The 17,296-nt window shown below is 73.0% G+C and carries 21 protein-coding genes; 4 read left to right on the top strand and 17 right to left on the bottom strand.

Going from position 1 to position 17,296, the window contains the following annotated elements; genetic code table 11:
* Complete coding sequence (locus tag ACFPFQ_RS40935; RefSeq protein ID WP_379628653.1) at window positions 1-1,176, bottom strand: anhydro-N-acetylmuramic acid kinase; 1,176 nt, start codon at window positions 1,174-1,176, stop codon at window positions 1-3.
* A 22-nt stretch (window positions 1,177-1,198) separates the two neighbouring features.
* Here ACFPFQ_RS40935 and ACFPFQ_RS40940 point away from each other — a divergent pair, with 22 nt between their 5' ends.
* Window positions 1,199-1,501 (top strand): hypothetical protein, encoded by a 303-nt coding sequence (locus ACFPFQ_RS40940; RefSeq protein ID WP_379628654.1) that lies wholly within the window; start codon window positions 1,199-1,201, stop codon window positions 1,499-1,501.
* 69 nt (window positions 1,502-1,570) lie between these two features.
* On the opposite strand, the gene ACFPFQ_RS40945 is transcribed toward ACFPFQ_RS40940, so the two are convergent.
* The 4 genes from ACFPFQ_RS40945 to ACFPFQ_RS40960 form a co-directional block, all read right to left on the bottom strand.
* The gene (locus ACFPFQ_RS40945) at window positions 1,571-1,801 is read right to left on the bottom strand and encodes a ferredoxin (protein ID WP_379628655.1); all 231 of its coding nucleotides are present in this window, start codon (window positions 1,799-1,801) and stop codon (window positions 1,571-1,573) included.
* A complete protein-coding gene (locus tag ACFPFQ_RS40950) occupies window positions 1,794-3,008 on the bottom strand; it encodes a cytochrome P450 (RefSeq protein ID WP_379628656.1) in 1,215 nt (404 codons plus the stop codon). The genes ACFPFQ_RS40945 and ACFPFQ_RS40950 overlap by 8 nt, the downstream gene beginning before the upstream one ends.
* 108 nt (window positions 3,009-3,116) lie before the next feature.
* The gene (locus ACFPFQ_RS40955) at window positions 3,117-3,662 is read right to left on the bottom strand and encodes a TetR/AcrR family transcriptional regulator (RefSeq protein ID WP_379628657.1); all 546 of its coding nucleotides are present in this window, start codon (window positions 3,660-3,662) and stop codon (window positions 3,117-3,119) included.
* A 23-nt stretch (window positions 3,663-3,685) separates the two neighbouring features.
* Window positions 3,686-4,690 carry a phosphotransferase gene (locus tag ACFPFQ_RS40960; protein WP_379628658.1) on the bottom strand — a complete coding sequence of 335 codons (1,005 nt, stop codon included), beginning with the start codon at window positions 4,688-4,690 and terminating at the stop codon, window positions 3,686-3,688.
* A gap of 59 nt (window positions 4,691-4,749) precedes the next feature.
* Between ACFPFQ_RS40960 and ACFPFQ_RS40965 the strand changes: the two genes are divergently transcribed.
* On the top strand, window positions 4,750-5,160 hold the full coding sequence (locus tag ACFPFQ_RS40965; protein ID WP_379628659.1) for a DUF5313 family protein: 411 nt from the start codon (window positions 4,750-4,752) through the stop codon (window positions 5,158-5,160).
* Here the strand turns inward: ACFPFQ_RS40965 and ACFPFQ_RS40970 are convergent.
* Both ACFPFQ_RS40970 and ACFPFQ_RS40975 read right to left on the bottom strand, forming a co-directional pair.
* Window positions 5,141-5,551 (bottom strand): SsgA family sporulation/cell division regulator, encoded by a 411-nt coding sequence (locus tag ACFPFQ_RS40970; RefSeq protein WP_379628660.1) that lies wholly within the window; start codon window positions 5,549-5,551, stop codon window positions 5,141-5,143. The two genes, ACFPFQ_RS40965 and ACFPFQ_RS40970, sit on opposite strands and share 20 nt — an antisense overlap.
* Window positions 5,552-5,741: 190 nt before the next feature.
* A complete protein-coding gene (locus ACFPFQ_RS40975; protein ID WP_379628661.1) occupies window positions 5,742-6,272 on the bottom strand; it encodes a hypothetical protein in 531 nt (176 codons plus the stop codon).
* Between the two features lie 169 nt (window positions 6,273-6,441).
* On the opposite strand from ACFPFQ_RS40975, the gene ACFPFQ_RS40980 reads away from it, so the two are divergent.
* Entirely contained in the window at window positions 6,442-8,145 is a 1,704-nt protein-coding gene (locus tag ACFPFQ_RS40980) for an AMP-binding protein (protein ID WP_379628662.1), read from the top strand.
* Window positions 8,146-8,157: 12 nt separating this feature from the next.
* Here ACFPFQ_RS40980 and ACFPFQ_RS40985 read toward each other — a convergent pair whose 3' ends face one another.
* The 4 genes from ACFPFQ_RS40985 to ACFPFQ_RS41000 form a co-directional block, all read right to left on the bottom strand.
* Window positions 8,158-8,964 (bottom strand): alpha/beta fold hydrolase, encoded by an 807-nt coding sequence (locus ACFPFQ_RS40985; protein ID WP_379628663.1) that lies wholly within the window; start codon window positions 8,962-8,964, stop codon window positions 8,158-8,160.
* A 91-nt stretch (window positions 8,965-9,055) separates the two neighbouring features.
* Entirely contained in the window at window positions 9,056-9,838 is a 783-nt protein-coding gene (locus tag ACFPFQ_RS40990) for a serine hydrolase domain-containing protein (RefSeq protein ID WP_379628664.1), read from the bottom strand.
* A 23-nt stretch (window positions 9,839-9,861) separates the two neighbouring features.
* Complete coding sequence (locus ACFPFQ_RS40995) at window positions 9,862-10,338, bottom strand: hypothetical protein (RefSeq protein ID WP_379628665.1); 477 nt, start codon at window positions 10,336-10,338, stop codon at window positions 9,862-9,864.
* A 92-nt stretch (window positions 10,339-10,430) separates the two neighbouring features.
* Complete coding sequence (locus tag ACFPFQ_RS41000) at window positions 10,431-11,072, bottom strand: flavin reductase family protein (RefSeq protein ID WP_379628666.1); 642 nt, start codon at window positions 11,070-11,072, stop codon at window positions 10,431-10,433.
* A 47-nt stretch (window positions 11,073-11,119) separates the two neighbouring features.
* On the opposite strand from ACFPFQ_RS41000, the gene ACFPFQ_RS41005 reads away from it, so the two are divergent.
* Window positions 11,120-12,073 (top strand): cobalamin biosynthesis protein, encoded by a 954-nt coding sequence (locus tag ACFPFQ_RS41005; protein WP_379628667.1) that lies wholly within the window; start codon window positions 11,120-11,122, stop codon window positions 12,071-12,073.
* 489 nt (window positions 12,074-12,562) lie between these two features.
* Here the strand turns inward: ACFPFQ_RS41005 and ACFPFQ_RS41010 are convergent, their stop codons facing one another.
* The 6 genes from ACFPFQ_RS41010 to ACFPFQ_RS41035 form a co-directional block, all read right to left on the bottom strand.
* Window positions 12,563-12,814: a GNAT family N-acetyltransferase gene (locus ACFPFQ_RS41010; protein ID WP_379628668.1), complete on the bottom strand. Its 252-nt coding sequence runs from the start codon at window positions 12,812-12,814 to the stop codon at window positions 12,563-12,565.
* 246 nt (window positions 12,815-13,060) lie between these two features.
* On the bottom strand, window positions 13,061-13,534 hold the full coding sequence (locus tag ACFPFQ_RS41015; protein WP_379628669.1) for an SRPBCC family protein: 474 nt from the start codon (window positions 13,532-13,534) through the stop codon (window positions 13,061-13,063).
* Window positions 13,534-14,901, bottom strand: a complete 1,368-nt coding sequence (locus ACFPFQ_RS41020) for a flavin monoamine oxidase family protein (protein WP_379628670.1) — start codon at window positions 14,899-14,901, stop codon at window positions 13,534-13,536. The genes ACFPFQ_RS41015 and ACFPFQ_RS41020 overlap by 1 nt, the downstream gene beginning before the upstream one ends.
* Window positions 14,898-15,824: a carbohydrate kinase family protein gene (locus ACFPFQ_RS41025; RefSeq protein WP_379628671.1), complete on the bottom strand. Its 927-nt coding sequence runs from the start codon at window positions 15,822-15,824 to the stop codon at window positions 14,898-14,900. Before ACFPFQ_RS41025 ends, ACFPFQ_RS41020 begins: the two co-directional genes overlap by 4 nt.
* A complete protein-coding gene (locus ACFPFQ_RS41030) occupies window positions 15,821-16,477 on the bottom strand; it encodes a class II aldolase/adducin family protein (RefSeq protein WP_379628672.1) in 657 nt (218 codons plus the stop codon). The genes ACFPFQ_RS41025 and ACFPFQ_RS41030 overlap by 4 nt, the downstream gene beginning before the upstream one ends.
* Entirely contained in the window at window positions 16,474-17,250 is a 777-nt protein-coding gene (locus ACFPFQ_RS41035) for an alpha/beta hydrolase (RefSeq protein ID WP_379628673.1), read from the bottom strand. The genes ACFPFQ_RS41030 and ACFPFQ_RS41035 overlap by 4 nt, the downstream gene beginning before the upstream one ends.
* Window positions 17,251-17,296 lie beyond the last annotated feature (46 nt).

Below are 17,296 nucleotides of genomic sequence, written 5' to 3' on the forward strand. Positions count from 1 at the left end.
TCATCCTGGCCCGTCGACCACCTCGATGCGCAAGGTCTGCGGCGGTTGCGTCACGTCCGCGGTGCGCGGGAAACCGGTGCGGCCGGGCACCACCGCACCCAGCACCCGAGGACCCCGCGCTCCCGTGCACGACGGCAGCGTCGCGGGCAGCCCGTGCGCGGTGAGGAAGCCCAGCAGCGCGAAGGCGTAGGCCTCCTTGGCGGCGGCCGGCAGGCCCAGCTCGTCGGAGATGCGCAGCGTCGCGGGGCCGATGGCGGCGTCGAGGGCGGCCATGAGCGTGGGGTTGCGGGTGCCGCCGCCCGCCGCGATCAGCTCCGTCACGCCATGGGGTGCGATCGCGTCCGCGACCGTGCGTGCCGTCAGCGCGGTGAGGGTGGCGAGGAGGTCGTCGGTGCGCGGCTCGGTGCCGTCCAGCACCGCGTGCAGGTAGGGCAGGTGGAAGTGCTCCTTGCCGGTGGTCTTCGGCGGGGCCGCCGCGTAGTAGGGGTCGGCGAGCAGCCGCTCCAGCAGGTCGGGCAGCACCCGGCCCCGCGCTGCCAGCGTCCCGCCCGCGTCGAAGGCGGCGCCGGTGCGGTCGGTCACCACGGCGTCGATCAGCGCGTTGGCGGGTCCGGTGTCGAAGGCCAGCGGTGGACCGGCTGCCGGCACCACGGTGATGTTGGCGATGCCGCCCAGGTTCAGCGCGGCCGGGGTGCCGGGACGGCCGGCGAGCAGCAGTGCGTCGACGGCGCTGACCAGTGGCGCGCCCTGGCCGCTCGCCGCGACGTCGCGGGCGCGCAGGTCGGCCACCACCGGCAGCCCGGTGCGCTCGGCGATCCAGGCGGGCTGGCCGATCTGCAGGGTGCCGCGCACCTGCCCCGCATCCACCCAGTGGAAGATCGTCTGGCCGTGCGAGACGACGAGGTCTGCCCGGCCGCCGCACAGCTCGCCGACGGCGCGGGCGGCGACCTCGGCGAAGACCTGCCCGATCTCGGTGTCGAGGCGGCACAGTGCCGCTGCGGTGACGGCCGCCGGTGGCAGCACCGCGGCGATGCGATCGCGCAGGTCGGCGGGGTGCGGCACGCCGATCGCGCCGAGCGGGCGCAGCACGAGCGTGGTGCCGTCGAGGTGCAGGTCGGCGGCCGCCGCGTCGACGGCGTCGTAGGACGTTCCCGACATCAACCCGATGACCCGCACCCGGCGACCCTAATATCGGGAGATGATCGTGCGAATCGCGGCCGCAGGCGCCGTCGTCCTGGACGCTGACGACTGCACCCGCCTGCATGTGGAGACCGATCTCGATGTCGAGGCACTGGCCAAGGCGCTCGCGGAGACGGGATCGGGGACGCCCGCCGATGCCGAGTCCGTGTGGCTCGACGTCGGGGTGCTGCGCTCCCGCGCCCAGCTCCTCGTCGATGCGCCGGACTGGCCACAGCGCTGGGAGGCCATGATCGGCTACGCCCAGCGCAAGGGCTGGCTCTCGCCCGACGGCCACAGCGTCCAGGCCCACATCCAGCGCTGAGGACCCGTCGAGAACGACGTTGTCATGATCGAATGGCCCTGTTGATCATGGCAACGTCGTTCTCGACGGTCACTCGGGGCCGGCCAGTACCGTGCCGGTCGCCAGGTCCGTGACGATGATCGCCTCGGCTGGGCAGGATTCCGCCGCGTCGATCACCGCTGGGTCCGCGTCGATCTGACCGTCGACAGGGTGCGAGCGGCCCTTGTCGTCGAGCGCGAACCGGCCCGCCGCCATCGACGTGCAGATGCCCGAGCCCAGGCAGCTCGGGGCGTCGACCTCGACGCCCCAGCGGTCAGGCATCGGCGTCACCCCAGGTCAGGGGCAGCTCGCGCGGCCCGCGGACGAGCGCCCCGGTGCGCCACGGCACGTCCTGCGCAGGCACGGCGAGCCGCAGGTCGGGGAACTCGCGCAGCAGCGCGCTGAGCGCCTCCTGCAGCTCCATCCGCGCGAGCTGCGCGCCGAGGCAGTGGTGGGCGCCGTGCCCGAACGCGACGTGGTGGCCGGCCGGGCGGTCGAGCACGAGCGTGTCGGCGTCGGCGAAGACGCCGGGGTCGCGGTTGGCGGCGTGCACCGACACGATCACCGACTCGCCTGCCTGCACCGTCACGCCGGAGAGCTCGATGTCCTCCATCGCGATGCGCGGGAACCCGGCCGACGCGCCGAGCGGGGTGAACCGCAGCAGCTCCTCGACGGCCCTGGCCACCGCCTCGGGATCCCCGCGCAGCGCCGCGCCGCGGTCGGGCCGGTTGAGCAGCGTGTAGGTCATGTTGCTGATCTGGTTCATCGTGGTCTCGTGCCCGGCGATGAGGATGCCGATCGCGAGGCTGATCAGCTCGGCCTCCGTGAGCCGGTCGCCCTCGTCGCGCGCGGCCACCATCGCGCCGAGCAGGTCGTCGGTGGGCTCGGCCCGGCGCTGCGCCACGAGGCGTGCCATGTAGGCGATCATCTCGCCGCGGGCGCGCTCGCGGTCCTGTGCCGTCATCGACGTGGCCGAGAGCGCGGCGTCCGCGCCGGCCCGGAAGATCTCGCGATCGGCGACGGGCACGCCGAGCAGCTCGCAGATGATCGTGACGGGCAGCGGCATCGACAGGTGTGCCACGAGGTCGGCGCCGGGTCCCTCGGCGCGCATCCCCGCCAGCATCTCCTTGGTGAGCTCCGCGGCGCGGGGGCGCAACTCCTCGATCCGCCGTGCCGTGAACGCCTTGGCCACGAGCTTGCGCAGGCGGGTGTGGTGGGGCGGGTCCATGTTCAGGATCGACGACTCCATGTGGTCGATCTCGGGACGCACGCGCGGCACGTCGGCCCCCACGGTGGCCGCGCGGCTGAACCGCGGGTCGGCCAGCACGGTGCGCACGTCCTCGAAGCGGGTGGCGAGCCAGGCCTCCCCGCCGTAGGGCAGCCGCACCCGCGACACGGGCTCCTCGCGCAGGAGCTCGGTGTAGAGCGGGTCGAACTCGAGCGCCTCGGGTTCGGCGAAGGGGTAGTTGCGGGCGACGGGACAGGTCATGGTGGCGTTCCCCCGAACGTGTAAGCGATTGCTTACAATCGAGGCTAGGAAGATCCTCCGGGGCTGTCAAGGTGAGAGTGCGCTATCGGTGGAAGGTCCGGTTCGCGCTCAGTGCGTGGTCGCCGCCGCCGCGCCGAGCAGCGCCCTGGCCGCGCGGAGCACGTGTTCGCGGTCCTTCGGGCCCGGCGCGGGCGAGCCCGGGATCGACCGCATCACGGTGATGCCCAGCAGCCAGGCGAGCAGCAGCTCGGCGCGGGAGACGGCATCGGCGGGGTCGTCGGTGTCGGCGAGCGCGGCGAACGCCGACGTGTACGCGGCACCCAGCTCGGCCCGCAGGTCGGCGCCGACCTGCAGGCTGCTGGCCACGCGCAGCACCGCCATGAACGGCTCGGTGGTGTTGTCCGGATCGAGGACGGCGTCGATCGTGCGCTCCAGCAGGTCGTGCTGCGTGCCGTCGAGCAGGCCCAGGGCCCGGCCCCGGATCGCCTCGGCGAAGAGGCCCTCCTTGTTGCCGAAGTAGCGGAACAGCAGTGCCTGGTTGACCCCGGCCCGATCGGCGACGGCACGCACCGTGGTGGCGTCGTACCCGTCGCTCGCGAACAGCTCGCGCGCCGCGTCGAGCAGCGCGCGGCGGGTGGCCGCCGAGTCACGCACCCGCGGAACTCCCTGGCCCCGGGTCACTTCTCCTCCTCGAGGAACCGCAGGCCCCGGCGGAACAGCGGGAGGATCGACTCGGCCCGCTCCTCCCACGTGGCGTCGACCCGGCGCCCGGTGCGGTGCAGCCGCACGTTGAACACGGAGATCACCCCGAACCGGAAGCAGGCGAGCGCGCGGAACCAGTCGAACCGATCCGTCGGACGTCCGGACGCCTGCTCGTAGCGCTCGCGCAGCCAACCGGCGTCGGCGGTGACCCGCATCCCGGCTCCGTGGGGCTGAGCCCAGCAACCCGGATCGGTGAAGATCGCCAGCCACGCCAGGTCGAGCAGGTGCGCGCCGACGCCGGAGATCTCCCAGTCGACGATCGCGACGAGCCGACCGACCGCGTCGAACAGGACGTTGTTGGTGTGGAAGTCGCCGTGCAGGATCCCCGTGTCCGGGTCGGCAGGCAGCCCGGCGAGCAACGCGTCATGCAGCGCGGTGCCGGTGCTCGCCCACTCCGGATCGCTGGCCTTGCCGAGCAACGGGGTCCAGAACCCGATCTCGGCCGGCAGCGTCCGTGGCAACTCCCAGCCCTCCGGGGCCGGGACGGCGTGCATCCGCGCGAGCGCGTCGACGGCCTGCGTCAACGCCTCGGTGACGCCGAGGGTCGCGCTCCCCTCGGCGTGGGACATGTGCAGGGGGAGCGCGTCGAGGCGGTCCTGGAGCACGGCGTCGGTGCCGAACCACTGCGCATCGTCGACGGCCCACCGCACGGCGGCAACCGGCACGCCCGCTGCGGCGAGTGCCTGCAGCAGCGGGACGACGCGCAGCACGTCGGTGTTGCCGCTGCGGCGCACGCCGGGCGGGGCGAGGCGGATCACGAGCGGCACCGTCGACGCCGGGGTGATGACGTCGGCGCCGAAGCTGAGACCGGCGTTGCCGGGCATGGGCCACGCCGTCGTGACGGTGGCACTGCTGTCGATCTCCGCGCGGGCGAAGGCCTGCAGGCTGGCCGCGACATCGGCGGACGTGGGCGTGCTCACGCGTGGTATCAGACCACGCCACGGGCACACGGGAGGTGCACGGCGCCTACTGTCGAGGGGTGAAGGGTCCGGGTCCGCTGCGCTGGTGGTGGTACGCCATGGGCGGAGGGCTGCCGGTGCGCTACCGGGAATGGGTCCTGCACGACATCACGACGCGGTGGTGGCGGTGGCGCTCACTGTTGCGCTCGCTGGTGCAGATCCTGCCGGTGGGAGTGCTGATCTACCTGTTCCTGCCCACCGAGCCGTGGGTGCGGCTGCTGGCGGTGGCGGGCGGGATCTGGGTGGGGATGGTCTACGCCCTCGCCTACCTCGACGAGGTCTCGGAGCACCGGGCACTGAAGGCCGGCTATCCGAGGGGTGCTGCACAGGCGGTGCGCGACCAGGCCAACGCGGTGAAGCGCGAGGCCGCCGACGCCCGCTACGCGCAGCGGTACCGCGGCGGGCCGCCTGCTACTCCGCCAGGGTCGTGATCTTGGCGATTTCCCCGTCGAGGTCCATCTGGTCCGCTTCGTCACCCTGCGCGATCAGTTCGAGGCTCGAGTCGACGAAGTGCCGCAGCAGGTCCCGGTCGACCTCGAGCACCGCGCGACCGTCGCCGGAGCGGATCTCGATCTCGACGATGTCGTAGCCCTGGACTTCCTGCGGGCTCATCCGGATGTCGCCGATCCCGGCGGCCGCGGTCAGCGACTCGATCACCAGGTCGCGGGCCACCAGCCACTCGACCCAGCGGTCGTGCCTGGTCCGGACGGCGAGCGTGACCGCGAACGGGTCGGCGGCGCTGTAGGTCCAGCGCGTGACGACCGGTGCGGGCTGCCCGTGCAGCACGGTGAACATGTCCTGCTGAACCGAGTCGATGCTCATGCTCGTCGCCCCCTGGCGATCCGGGTCCGGCGCTGTTGCGTCGGTGTCATGGGCTAGATCGCCGCGACTGCTCCGAATGCTGCACTTTGTTTCGCGGTTCACCCAAATCAGTGAGCGTTGCAACCTTCGGCCAGTCATTGTGACGCTCGGTCACACTACTGGACCGTTAGAGCACGTCGACGGGGCCCCGCTACGCGGTGGTCTCGGCGGTGACGGTCCAGATCCCGCCCGGACCGGTGCGGCCGGGCTGCACGACCTTGAGCACGAGGCGCTTGCCGTCAGGGGCCTGCACGGTCACCGTGGCGATGCCGTCGCGCGTCACGCGCGTGTCGTTCCAGCCGTGCGCCGCGGCCGCGTAGGAGGAACCGACCTCCGTGGGGTCGAGCAGCCATGGCTGCGCACCACCGTCCACCTCGCTCTGCAGCTGCCCGACCCGCGCCGACCCGCTGACGGGCCACGGCAGTGCCACGGCGGGGGCGGGAACGGGGGAGGGCGGCGCGGGGGCCACCGGTCCGGCCTGCTGGGCCTGCGGTACCGGCGCCGCCACGGTCGGCGGCGCCGACGGTGTGCCGGGCGCCGGGGTGGGCGTGCCGGAGATCGTGGCCGGGAGCGGCAGCGTCGCCGGGTTCGGCTCCGCGCTCGACCCGCAGCCTGCGAGCACCACCGCGGCAGCGGCGGTCGCGGCGGCGATCAGGGCGGCGCGATGGTACGAAACGGTCACGGTGCAACGGTAGGCAGACCGGCCCTGACGTGCGGCGGCGCGGCGCGGCGCGTCCGGGTGGCATCGATCCCCTGCGAACGTCCGGGGACTCTCCGAACGGAGGTGCGCCACCTCGGCGCGAGTCACTTAGGGTGCGGGAGGGCAGAGCAGCTACTTCACGAGGTGACGCATGAACCGGTCGGCAGCAGCCTTCTACGCGGCGCGGGAGTTCCTCGTGACCCATCGGGAGGACTACACCACCGCGTACCGCGACTTCCGCTGGCCGGAGATCGGCGAGTTCAACTGGGCGCTCGACCACTTCGACGCGGTCGGCGCCGATCCGCAGCGCGGCGCGCAGCGGGCGCTGTGGATCGTCGAGGGTGACGGCAGCGAGGCGTACTGGACCTTCGCCGAGCTCTCGGCACGGTCGAACAAGGTGGCCAACTGGCTGCGCGCCAACGGGATCGGCCGCGGCGACCGGATCATCCTCATGCTGGGCAACCAGGTGGAGCTGTGGGAGACGCTGCTCGCGGCGATGAAGCTCGGCGCCGTCGTCATCCCGGCCACCACGCTGCTCACCGCCGCCGACCTGCGCGACCGGCTGGACCGCGGCGCGGCCAAGCACGTCGTGGTGGGCGGCGCCGACGCCGGGAAGTTCGACGGCGTCGAGGGTGACTACACCAAGATCGCCGTGCGGGACGCCCCGGCGGGCTGGCTCGACTACGCCGCCGCCGACGCCGAACCGGCCGAGTTCACCCCCGACGGTGCCACCCTGGGCACCGACACGCTGCTGCTCTACTTCACCTCCGGCACCACGGCGAAGCCCAAGCTGGTGGAGCACACCCACGCGTCCTACCCGGTGGGCCACCTGTCCACGATGTACTGGATCGGGCTCGAGCCCGGCGACGTCCACCTCAACATCTCCTCGCCCGGCTGGGCCAAGCACGCGTGGAGCAACGTCTTCGCGCCGCTGATCGCCGAGTCCTGCGTCCTCGTCATGAACTACGCACGGTTCGACGCCGAGTCGCTGCTCGCTGTCCTGGACCGCTGCGGCGTCACGAGCTTCTGCGCGCCGCCCACGGTCTGGCGGATGCTGATCCAGGCCGACCTCTCGGTCCTCAAGACGCCCCCGGCCAAGGTCGTCGGCGCCGGGGAACCGCTCAACCCCGAGGTGATCGAGCAGGTCGAGAAGGCCTGGGGCGTGCGGATCCGCGACGGCTTCGGCCAGACGGAGTCGACGGTGCAGATCGGCAACCCGCCCGGCCAGACGGTCAAGCCGGGCTCGATGGGCCGCCCGATCCCGGGCTACCCGATCGTGCTCGTGGACCCGGCGACGGGCGAGAAGGGCGTCACCGAGGGCGAGATCTGCGTCGACCTCGGCTCCGCCGAGCTCGGTCGTCCCCTGGGTCTGATGGTCGGCTACTACGGCGACGACGAGCGCAACGCCGAGGCCTTCGACGGCGGCGTCTACCACACCGGCGACGTCGGATCCCGCGACGAGGACGGCTACATCACCTACGTCGGGCGCTCCGACGACGTGTTCAAGGCCAGCGACTACCGGATCAGCCCGTTCGAGCTCGAGAGCGTGCTCATCGAGCACCCGGCGGTGGCCGAGGCGGCGATCGTGCCCTCACCCGACCCGGTGCGCCTCGCCGTGCCGAAGGCCTACGTCGTGCTGGCGGCCGGTTTCGAGCCGACGGCGGAGACGGCGCAGTCGATCCTCGCGTTCGCCCGCGACAACCTCGCCCCGTACAAGCGGATCCGCCGCCTGGAGTTCGCCGCGCTGCCCAAGACGATCTCCGGCAAGATCCGCCGCGTCGAGCTGCGGGGGCGCGAGGGCGAGCTGCACGCCGATCCGGCCGCGGCTCCGGAGGGCGAGTTCACGCTGCAGTAGCCCAGGGCGCGCTCATCCCCCCGGTGTCCGATGGAGCAGGAGCTCGGTCGTGGCGACGACCAGGTCGGGCTGGTGCACCTGGATGTAGTGGTCGCTGCCGTTCGCGATCGTCTGCGGCGTCTGGGGTCGCAGCGCGACCAGCTTGAGCGCGGACTGGGGCCAGGCGCGCTCCAGGGTGGAGCTGATGCCGTCCGGGCCGTCGGGCGGCAGCGGGAAGCGTTCGGTCTTGGTCGGCACGGCGATCGGGATGGCCGGGAACGGTGGTGCGGCGGCGATCTGGGCGACACTGGCGTCGACGTCGATCTCCTCGAAGTTCGGGTTGCCCGCGAACTGCGGAACGGGCGAGGAGAGCACAGTGCGGTACGCGGGCCACAGGGCACCCATCATCGCCGGGAGCTCGCCGGGGAACGCGTCGACGAACAGCAGTGCCCGTACCTGGTCGGGATGCCGCTGGGCGTACAGGCGGGCGAACAGCCCGCCCATCGAGTGCGCCACGAGCACGTACGGGCCCGGCTCCCCGGACGCGGCGAGCAGCGCGTGGAGGTCGTCGACGACGTCCCCGGCGGTGCGCGGCATCGGCACCGGTGAGCTGCGGTCGGTGATCGAGGACGTGTCGCCGTAGCGGAGCGTGCCGGGCCGGTCGTAGGAGCACACGCGGTGGCCTGCGGCCAGCGCGGGGAGCACGGCGGGCCCGGCGGACGGCGCGGTCGCGTCGGTGAGGTTCCACAGGTCCGACGAGTCGTGGTAGCCGGAGTCGAGGATGGCGCACCCGGACAGGGCGATCAGGGCCATGGCGAGTGCTGCTGCGAGGCGCCTCATGCCGGGAGCAGCGTCTGCTGGATGAGCTTCGCGATGCCGTCGGCCGGCAGCGCGTCGCCGAGGTAGGTGTTCGGCGCGGCCAGCAGGTTCGTCAGCACGATGATCGTCGCACCCTTCTCGGGCTGGTACCCGACGAAGCTCTGGAAGCCCGGCACAGCGCCGTTGTGCCCGATGAGCCGCCGAGGGCCTTCTCCAACCCGAGTCCGTAGTTGCCGCGGGGATCGAAGGTCGTGCGGGCCGCCTGGGTCGCGGGCGTCAGCAGCGCACCGGTGCCCAGCGCCTTGGCCCAGATCGCCAGGTCGCCGACGGTGGAGATCATCCCGCCGCTGGCCACGCCGTTGGTCGGCAGGTCGGTGACGTCGGTCGGTCGGGTACCGGGCGCGATCGTGATCTGCGCGGCGGCCCGGTCGCCCGCGACGGCGGCGCCGTAGGCGGCGTTGCCCTGCACGTTGGTGCCGTACATGTAGCCCTGCGGGTGCGGGTCCGGCATCGCGACGTCGTCGTAGACCGGCAGGTTCGTCGCGGTCATGCCGAGCAGCTGGCGGATGGTGATGGCGTCACCGTTCGGCACGCCGGGAAGGTACTTCGTCACGGGGTCGTCGAGGCCGATCGCACCCTGGTCGACGAGCTGCAGCACCACCTCGGCGGTGAAGCTATTGGTGACGCTGCCGATCCGCATGTGGTCGTCGGTGCTCATGGGCGGAGCGCCGTCGATCGTGGCCGAGCCCCGTGCCGTGAGCCACGTGCCCTGACCGGGGACGTCGACGTAGACGATCGCTCCCGGCCCCTGCAGCTGCTGCATCAGGCTGTCGATCCCGGGGGCGAGCTCGGCCGCGAAGGCGATCGCGTGCCGGGAAGCGACCGGATGTCGCATTCGGACGGCCGGCGCACGGGGGTTCAGGCACCCGTGGCGCGGTCACGGTTGGCGTCGATGCTGCGCTGCAGCCAGCGGCGGTCCACCTTCAGGAGCACGGGCGTCGCGGCGCTCGCGACGGCGAGCACGGCGTAGGTGGCGGTCTGCAGGATGTTGAGCTCGAAGGCCCCGACCACCGCGAACGCCGCCCAGAACACGGCCAGCGCCGCGAAGGTCCACACCATGCGTCGCCGGGACGCGTCCATGATGGCCCGGCCGGACTCGCCACGCTGCACCGCGAGTGCGGCGAGCCGGGGATCGGTGAGCGCGCGACCGGTGCTGTTGGCCCAGTACAGTGCGATCCGGTCGCGCAGCGGCAGCGCTGCGGCCGAGCGTCGCCAGTCCTCCCAGCCGGACTCGACGCGCTGACGCCGCCACAGCCTGCGACCGAAGAGCCTGCCGATCGCGACGGCGGCGAGCCCGACCGCGGCGGTGGCGAGTCCGAAGAGCAATGCCGACATGACGTTCCCCCATCTCGGCGCCGGCGCTGGTGCGGCGCATCAACGTGGGGGAGTCACGGCCGGTGCGCTCTGATACGAGCTGCGGCCCCGGATCAGCCGATCGGGGGAGCCGGGTAGTGGCCGGGCCACTCCCGCCAGGGGATGCGCGTGATCTCGCGGACCTCGCCGATCGTCGACCACTCGTCACGACCGAGCCTGGCCAGCGGGCGCAGCTTGCCGATGGCGGGCAGGCCGCCGTCGTGGGGGTCGCCGTCGAGCACGTCGGGAGTGGCCACGGCGTGCACCACCCGGCCGATCACCACCGTCGAGTCGCCCAGCTCGAGCGCGGTGTGCAGGGTGCACTCGAACGCGATCGGCGACTCGGCGACCCGCGGCGGGGCCACCCGGCTGCTGGGCTCGGGCGTCAGGCCGACCTGGGCGAACTCGTCGACGTCGGCGGGGAAGTCGGTGCCGGTCGCGTTGATCTGCTCGAACAGTGGCTCGGTGGCGATGGAGACCACGAACTCGCCCGTCTCGCGGACGTTGCGCAGCGAGTCCTTCTTGCCGACGCTCGTGAACTGGATCATCGGCGGGTCGACGCACGCCACCGTGAAGAACGAGTGGGGCGCGAGGTTGTCCACGCCCGCGGCCGAGCGGGTGCTGACCCAGGCGATGGGGCGCGGCACGATCGACGCCGTGAGCAGGCGGTAGAACGGTCCGGGACCCAGTTCGGCGGGGTCGAGGTCGGTGCGCATGCAACGATCATCCATCGTGGCGGCCGGTCGCGCCGTACGGTCCGGGTGTGAGATCGCACGGAGGGGTTCGGGCGGCCGGCTTGTTGCTGGGTGCCGCCGCCGACGCGGCGTTCGGTGACCCGCGCCGCTTCCACCCGGTGGCGGGCTTCGGCCGGTGCGCTGCCGCGCTGGAACGGCGCTGCTACGCCGACCGGCGGCCGGCGGGGGTCGCCTACACGGCGGTGCTGGTCGGGGGCGCGGTCGCGCTCGGCGTGGGCGCCGAGGCGGTGGGCAGGCGGCGACCGCTGCTCGGCGTCGTGTTGACGGCGGCCGCGACGTGGGCGGTGCTGGGTGGCTCGTCGCTGGCCGGGCACGGGCGGGCGCTCGCCGCAGAGCTCACGGCGGGCGACGTCGCTGCGGGACGGGCGCGGATGCCGTCGCTGGCCGGGCGCGACCCGGCGTCGCTCGACGTGGCCGGCATGGCGCGGGCCGGCACGGAGTCGATGGCGGAGAACACGTCCGACGCGGTGGTCGCGCCGCTGCTGTGGGGAGCGGTCGCGGGCGTCCCCGGGCTGCTCGGCTACCGCGCGGTGAACACGCTCGACGCGATGGTGGGCTACCGCTCGCCGCGGCACCTGCGGTTCGGCTGGGCGTCCGCACGGCTCGACGACGGGGCCAACCTGGTGCCGGCGCGGGTGGCCGCACTGCTGTTCACGGGCCTGGCGCCGGCCGTCGGGGGCTCGCCCGCCACCGCGCTGCAGGCGTGGAAGCGGGACGCGGCCGCGCACCCGAGCCCCAACGCCGGACCCGTCGAGGCGGCCGCGGCCGGGGCGCTCGGCGTCGGGCTGGGTGGGCGCACCGTGTACCCGCACGGGGTGGAGGAGCGGCCGCGGCTGGGTGCCGGCCCGCCGCCGACGCCTGCGGACCTGGCCCGGGCGGCCCGGCTGTCGCGGCTGGTGGGTGGGGCGGCTGCGGTGCTGGCGGCGGGGGTGGCGGTGGTGCTGGGGCGGTGGGCGGGGTAGGGGTTGCCCCGCTGCAGGGGCCGGCCGTGCCGGGTGGGTGATCAACACCCACTGGCTCATGGTCAACACCGAACCAGTGGGCGTTGATCACCGAACCGCACCCCGCGGCCCCGCGCCGGGCCCTGCGGTGCGGCTCGGCGAGCATGATCCGCGCGAGCCGCACCACAACCCTCCTGTTGATCTGCCTGCCCGGCGAGGGCGCTCTGAAGTCGGGGCACGCTCCCAGCCGCACCTGACAGCGCCGATTCGCAACTTTCATGACTGCCGCAGGCAATCACGGACTGTCCGGAGAATGGCCATCCGAAGGCGGCCCGCCACCGGAGCTACCGGGAAGCGCACCCGACGTTCCGGCGCTGTCCCCGTTGCAGGCAGGTGGCCTTCCCGCAATGCGAGGGCCTGGCGTGCCGGTTGGGTCATCAACGCGCACGGGTTCCGGTTGGATCATGAGCCAGTGCGCGCTCGGCCACGGGCGGGTGGAGAGGTCTGCGCTCACACCGCCAACACGTGCCGGATCATCGTGGCGCCGCCGGGAGCGTGCCACCGCAGCGCCGGCACCGCGCCGAGTGCCGCCACGACCTGCCGTGACGCCACGTTCTGCTCGTCCACGATGAGGTGGGCATGGCGGGCGCCGGTGTGGTCGCGCAGGAACTCCAGGTCCAACCGTGCGGCCCGGGTGACGTAGCCGTTCCCGCGGTGCGGCGGGTGCGCGGCGTAGGAGATGTTGGCCTCGCCCGCAGGCATGTGCTCGTTGGCCAGGTCGCAGTCGATGCGATCGTTGCGCTGCCGGCGACATCGGGCGTGCGCACCGGACCAGTCCTTGCAGGAAAGCCACTTTCCCGCAACCTCGTTGCAGGAAAGTGGCTTTCCTGCAATGCGAGGGCCTGCCGCAGCCGCAGCCGCAGCCGCAGCCGCTGCCGCAGCCGCAGCCGCTGCCGCAGCCGCAGCCGCTGCCGCTGCCGCAGCCGCAGCCGCAGCCGCAGCAGACGCCTACCCCTCCGACACGATCAGGTCCTCCAGCCGCCGCATGGAGGCCTGGAAGTTGCGCCGCAGCCCGCCCCGCTGCAGCCGGTCGATCAACCCACCAACCGGCCCCAGTCCGGGCCGGTAGCGCACGGCGTACGTCATCACCGTGCCCCTGCTGCCGTCGGCGAGGGTGCACTCGAGGAACGTGAAGGTGTTGGTCATGTCGTGCATCGGGTCGAAACCCGTGCCGGTGTCGACGCGGCGGCGCATCGGCTCGATCTCCGCCACCGTCCACACCGAGCGGGTGCGCAGCGGCCCGACCGTGACGTTGCGCTCGGCATAGGTCCGGCCGATCTGCGCCGTCTCGTGGTGGTCGGTCACCTCGAGCACGCCCACCACCCATTCGCCGTAGCGGTGGGTGGCCGAGATGACCTCCCACACCCGCTCGACGGGCACCGCCAGCACCGCGGTCTCGCTGACCTCGGTCACGCCTGCCATCAGCTGTCCTCCAGCACGGCGCGCGTCGCCTGCGTCCCGGAGCGCACGGCCCCGTCCATGTACCCGTTCCAGTACGGCGCGTGCTCGGCGCCCGCCCAGTGCACCCGGCCGAAGGGCCGGTCGCGCCACGGGCCGAGCTCGCTGAGCACGCCCGGCGCCGCGACGGACGTCGGCCCGCCGCGCGTCCACTCCTCCGCGGTCCAGTCCTGCTCGAAGTACGTCACGGGACGCAGGGCGTCGCGCCCGACGACCTTCGCGAACTCGCGCAGCACCGCACCCCGCCGCTCGTGCGCGGGCCGCGCGGCCCAGGCCCGCCACTGCCGCCCACCGAGGAAGCCCATCAGCACCCCCGGACGCCCGCCGGGCGGCGTGTTGTCGAACATCGACGAGAGCACGGCCCCGTCGCGGAACACGCCCTGGCCCGACAGGCCACCGGCCCGCCAGAACGGCTCGTCGTAGATCGCTTCGCACTTCATCAGCCCGCCGAACGGCAGCCTCTGGAACAGCGCGTCCTGCTGGGCGGGCAGCAGCGGGCGCCAGCTGATCCGCGCCGCGAGCGGCGGCGGGATCGCGACGATCACCCGCCGCGCGGACCACGTGCCGGCGTCGGAGACGACGTCGACGGCGTCGCCCTCCTGCGTGATCGACCGGACCGGTGCCCCGAGGACCACGCGCCCGTCGAGCTCGTCGGCCATGCGGGTGGAGATCAGCTGCGAGCCGCCGTCGAACCGCAGCTCCTGCGCGCCGCCCGCGCCCGCGATGCCGCGCTCGATCGTGCCCGGGTGGTCCTCGTCGCCGAACCCGGCGATGTAGCCGAGCGCGAACAGCAGCGACGCCTCGGCCGCGGTGCCGCCGAACGCGGACCCGAGGAACGTGTTGACGAGGTCGAGCGCGCCGGTGCCGACGGTGATCCCGCGCAGCCAGGACTCGAACGTGACGCTGTCCCACTCGCGGGCGCGTGGCGCCGTCCAGGGCGCGTCGACCGGGACCCTGCGCGCGAGCTGGTTGATCCGCAGCATCGCCAGCGCCATGTCGGGCAGGGCCAGCGGGTCGGGCGGGATGTCGCCGCGGAACCGCTTGGTGCGCCCCTTGTGGACGTAGCCGGTGTCACCGTCGGCGTAGGCGGGGTAGGTCTTGACGCCGAGCTGCTCGGCCAGCCCGAGGATGTGGTTCTGCGTCGGCCCGGCGAACTGCCCGCCCGCCTCCACCACCTGACCGTCACCGAGGTCGTGGTTGAGCGTACGACCGCCGACCCGCTCGCGGGCCTCCAGCACCGCGACGCTGCGCCCGGCCGCGACGAGCGCCCGCGCCGCCGTCAGCCCGGCCAGACCGGCACCGACGACGACCACGTCCGTGCGTGCGGTCATCGGGTCGGCGTGGCCGCGGCGAACGCGTCGGCGGCAGCGAGGTCGAAGTCGCCCGCGTCGCTGCCGAGGCCCTGCGCCACCAGCGCGGCAGCGGCGGAACCGAGCACGGCAGCGTCGCGCGCGCTGCGGCCCAGCGCGATGCCCACGACGAAACCGGCGGAGAACGCGTCGCCGCAACCGGTGGTGTCGACGACGTCGATCGCGAAGGCCGGCACCCGCAGCGTCGCGTCCGCGCCGATCAGCACGGCTCCGTCGGCGCCGCAGGTGGCAGCGACCATGCCGACGCCTGCCTCGAGCAGGACCTTGGCACCCGCCTCGAGGTCCTGGGTGGCGGTGAAGCCGAGCACCTGGTCGTCGTTGGGCAGCAGGTAGTCGATGAACGGCAGCGTCGCGCGGATGGCGTCGATGTGGCCCATGGATCCGGGCGCGATCAGGTCGACCGACGTGGTGGCGCCGTGCTCCTTCGCGTGCTTCAGTATCGCGGCGGCCTTGTCGGGGCCGAGCAGCTCCGGCCCGCCGACGTGCACGTGGTCGGCCCCGGCGAGCGCGTCCCACGGCACGTCGGCGAGCTCGTAGGCGAGGTTCGCGCCGAGCAGGTGCAGGGTCGGACGCTCGCCGTTGGGCCGGATCGGCAGCACCGTGGCCGACGTCGCGACGCCCGCCTTGCGCACGATCAGCTCGGTGCCGACACCGGCGCGCTGCAGCAGTGACAACAGCAGGTCGCCGGTCGGGTCGTCACCGATCGCGCCGGTGGTGCGGACGGTGGCGCCCAGCTTGGCCAGCGTGAGCGCGGTGCCTGCCGCGGTGCCGGCCGCCGTCATCCGGATGTCCTCGACCAGCGCCGTGTTCTGGCCCTCGGGGATGGCGTCGACGGGACGCACGAGCACGTCGACCATGTGGGCGCCCAGCGCGATGATGTTCATGGCTTCTTCTCCTCGTCGAGGGTGTGGGTGCGGCCGTAACCGCGGGAGAGTGCGGCCTCGACGACGGCGAGCTGCTGGCTCTCGTCGAGCGTGCGCGGGGTGCCCACCACGGCCGCGTCGCGGTAGACGGCGCAGGCCCACTCGAGCAGCAGCGCGTTCTCGACGGCACCGTCGAGCGTCGCGGCGTGGGTGACGGAACCGTGGTTGGCCATCAGTGCGGCGAGCTTGCCGTCCAGTGCATCGAGCACCGCGGCGGCGAGCTCGGGGGTGCCGAAGGCGTGGAACGGGGCGACGCGAACGGCGCCGCCGAGCAGCAGCATCTGGTAGTGGATCACCGGCAGCTCGTCGAGCACGCAGGACATCGCCGTGGACACCGGCGCGTGGGTGTGTACGACCGCACCGGCGCCCAGCTCGCGGTAGACGCCCAGGTGCAGCTCCAGCTCGGAGGTCGGTGCCAGCGTGCCGTCGACGATGGTGCCGTCGAGAGCGACGATCGTGACGTCGGCGGGGGTGGCCGCGCCGAGCACGACCCCCGTCGCGGTGATCGCGACCTCGTCGCCCGTGCGCACGCTGACGTTGCCGGCGGTGCCGATCAGCAGGCCCGCGGCCGCCAGCCGGTGGCAGGCCGCGACCACGTCGTGGCGGGCGGTCATCGGGGCGCACCCGCGAACGAGAGTGCCAGCCCGCCGACGTGCTCGGCCAGCAGCGGGGAGGCCCGCGGGTCCTTCGCGGTGGCGGCGTCGGGCAGGTAGTGGCCGTAGTACCAGTCGATCTGGGCCTCGGTGCGGAAGAAGCCCTCGGGGAACAGCGCGAACGAGCGGCTCTTCGTCGCCATGTCGGTGCAGGGGAAGAACAGCAGCTGGAAGGCGGGCGCGGGTCCCGCAGCGGTGACCTGGGCGACCACGGCCGCGAGGTTGCCGCCCGCGCTGTCACCGGAGACCGCGATCCGGTACGGGTCGACGCCGAGTGCCGTGGCGTTCGCGACGGCCCACCGGAAGGCGGCGACGGCGTCGTCCACGGCCGCCGGGAACGGGTGCTCGGGGGCGAGCCGGTAGTCGACCGACAGCACGGCGACCTCGGCGTGCTCGGCGAGGAACCGGAACACGCTGTCGCAGCTGTCCGGGCTGCCGACCACGAACCCGCCGCCGTGGAAGTAGACGAGCAGCGCCGACGGCCGGGCGACGCCCCGCGGGCGGTAGCGCCGGGCCGGGATCGTGCCCGCGACGGTGATGTCCTCGACCGACCCCATCGGGATCGGGGCTCCGCCGAAGACCTGCGACTCGAGATCGACCTGTGCGCGCGACCGCAGCAGCGGCACCGACTCGGGCAGGGCTCCGGCGAGCCGGAACACGGCGGTGGCGGCGCGTTGCAGCAGGGCGGCCGTGCGGGGGCTCATCGGCATCTCGACCTTCGACTGGTCCGACATCGGACATCCGTCCAGACTCAAGCAGAAGTTCGGACATATGTCCAGA

It is taken from the genome of Pseudonocardia sp. GCM10023141, from assembly GCF_042653605.1.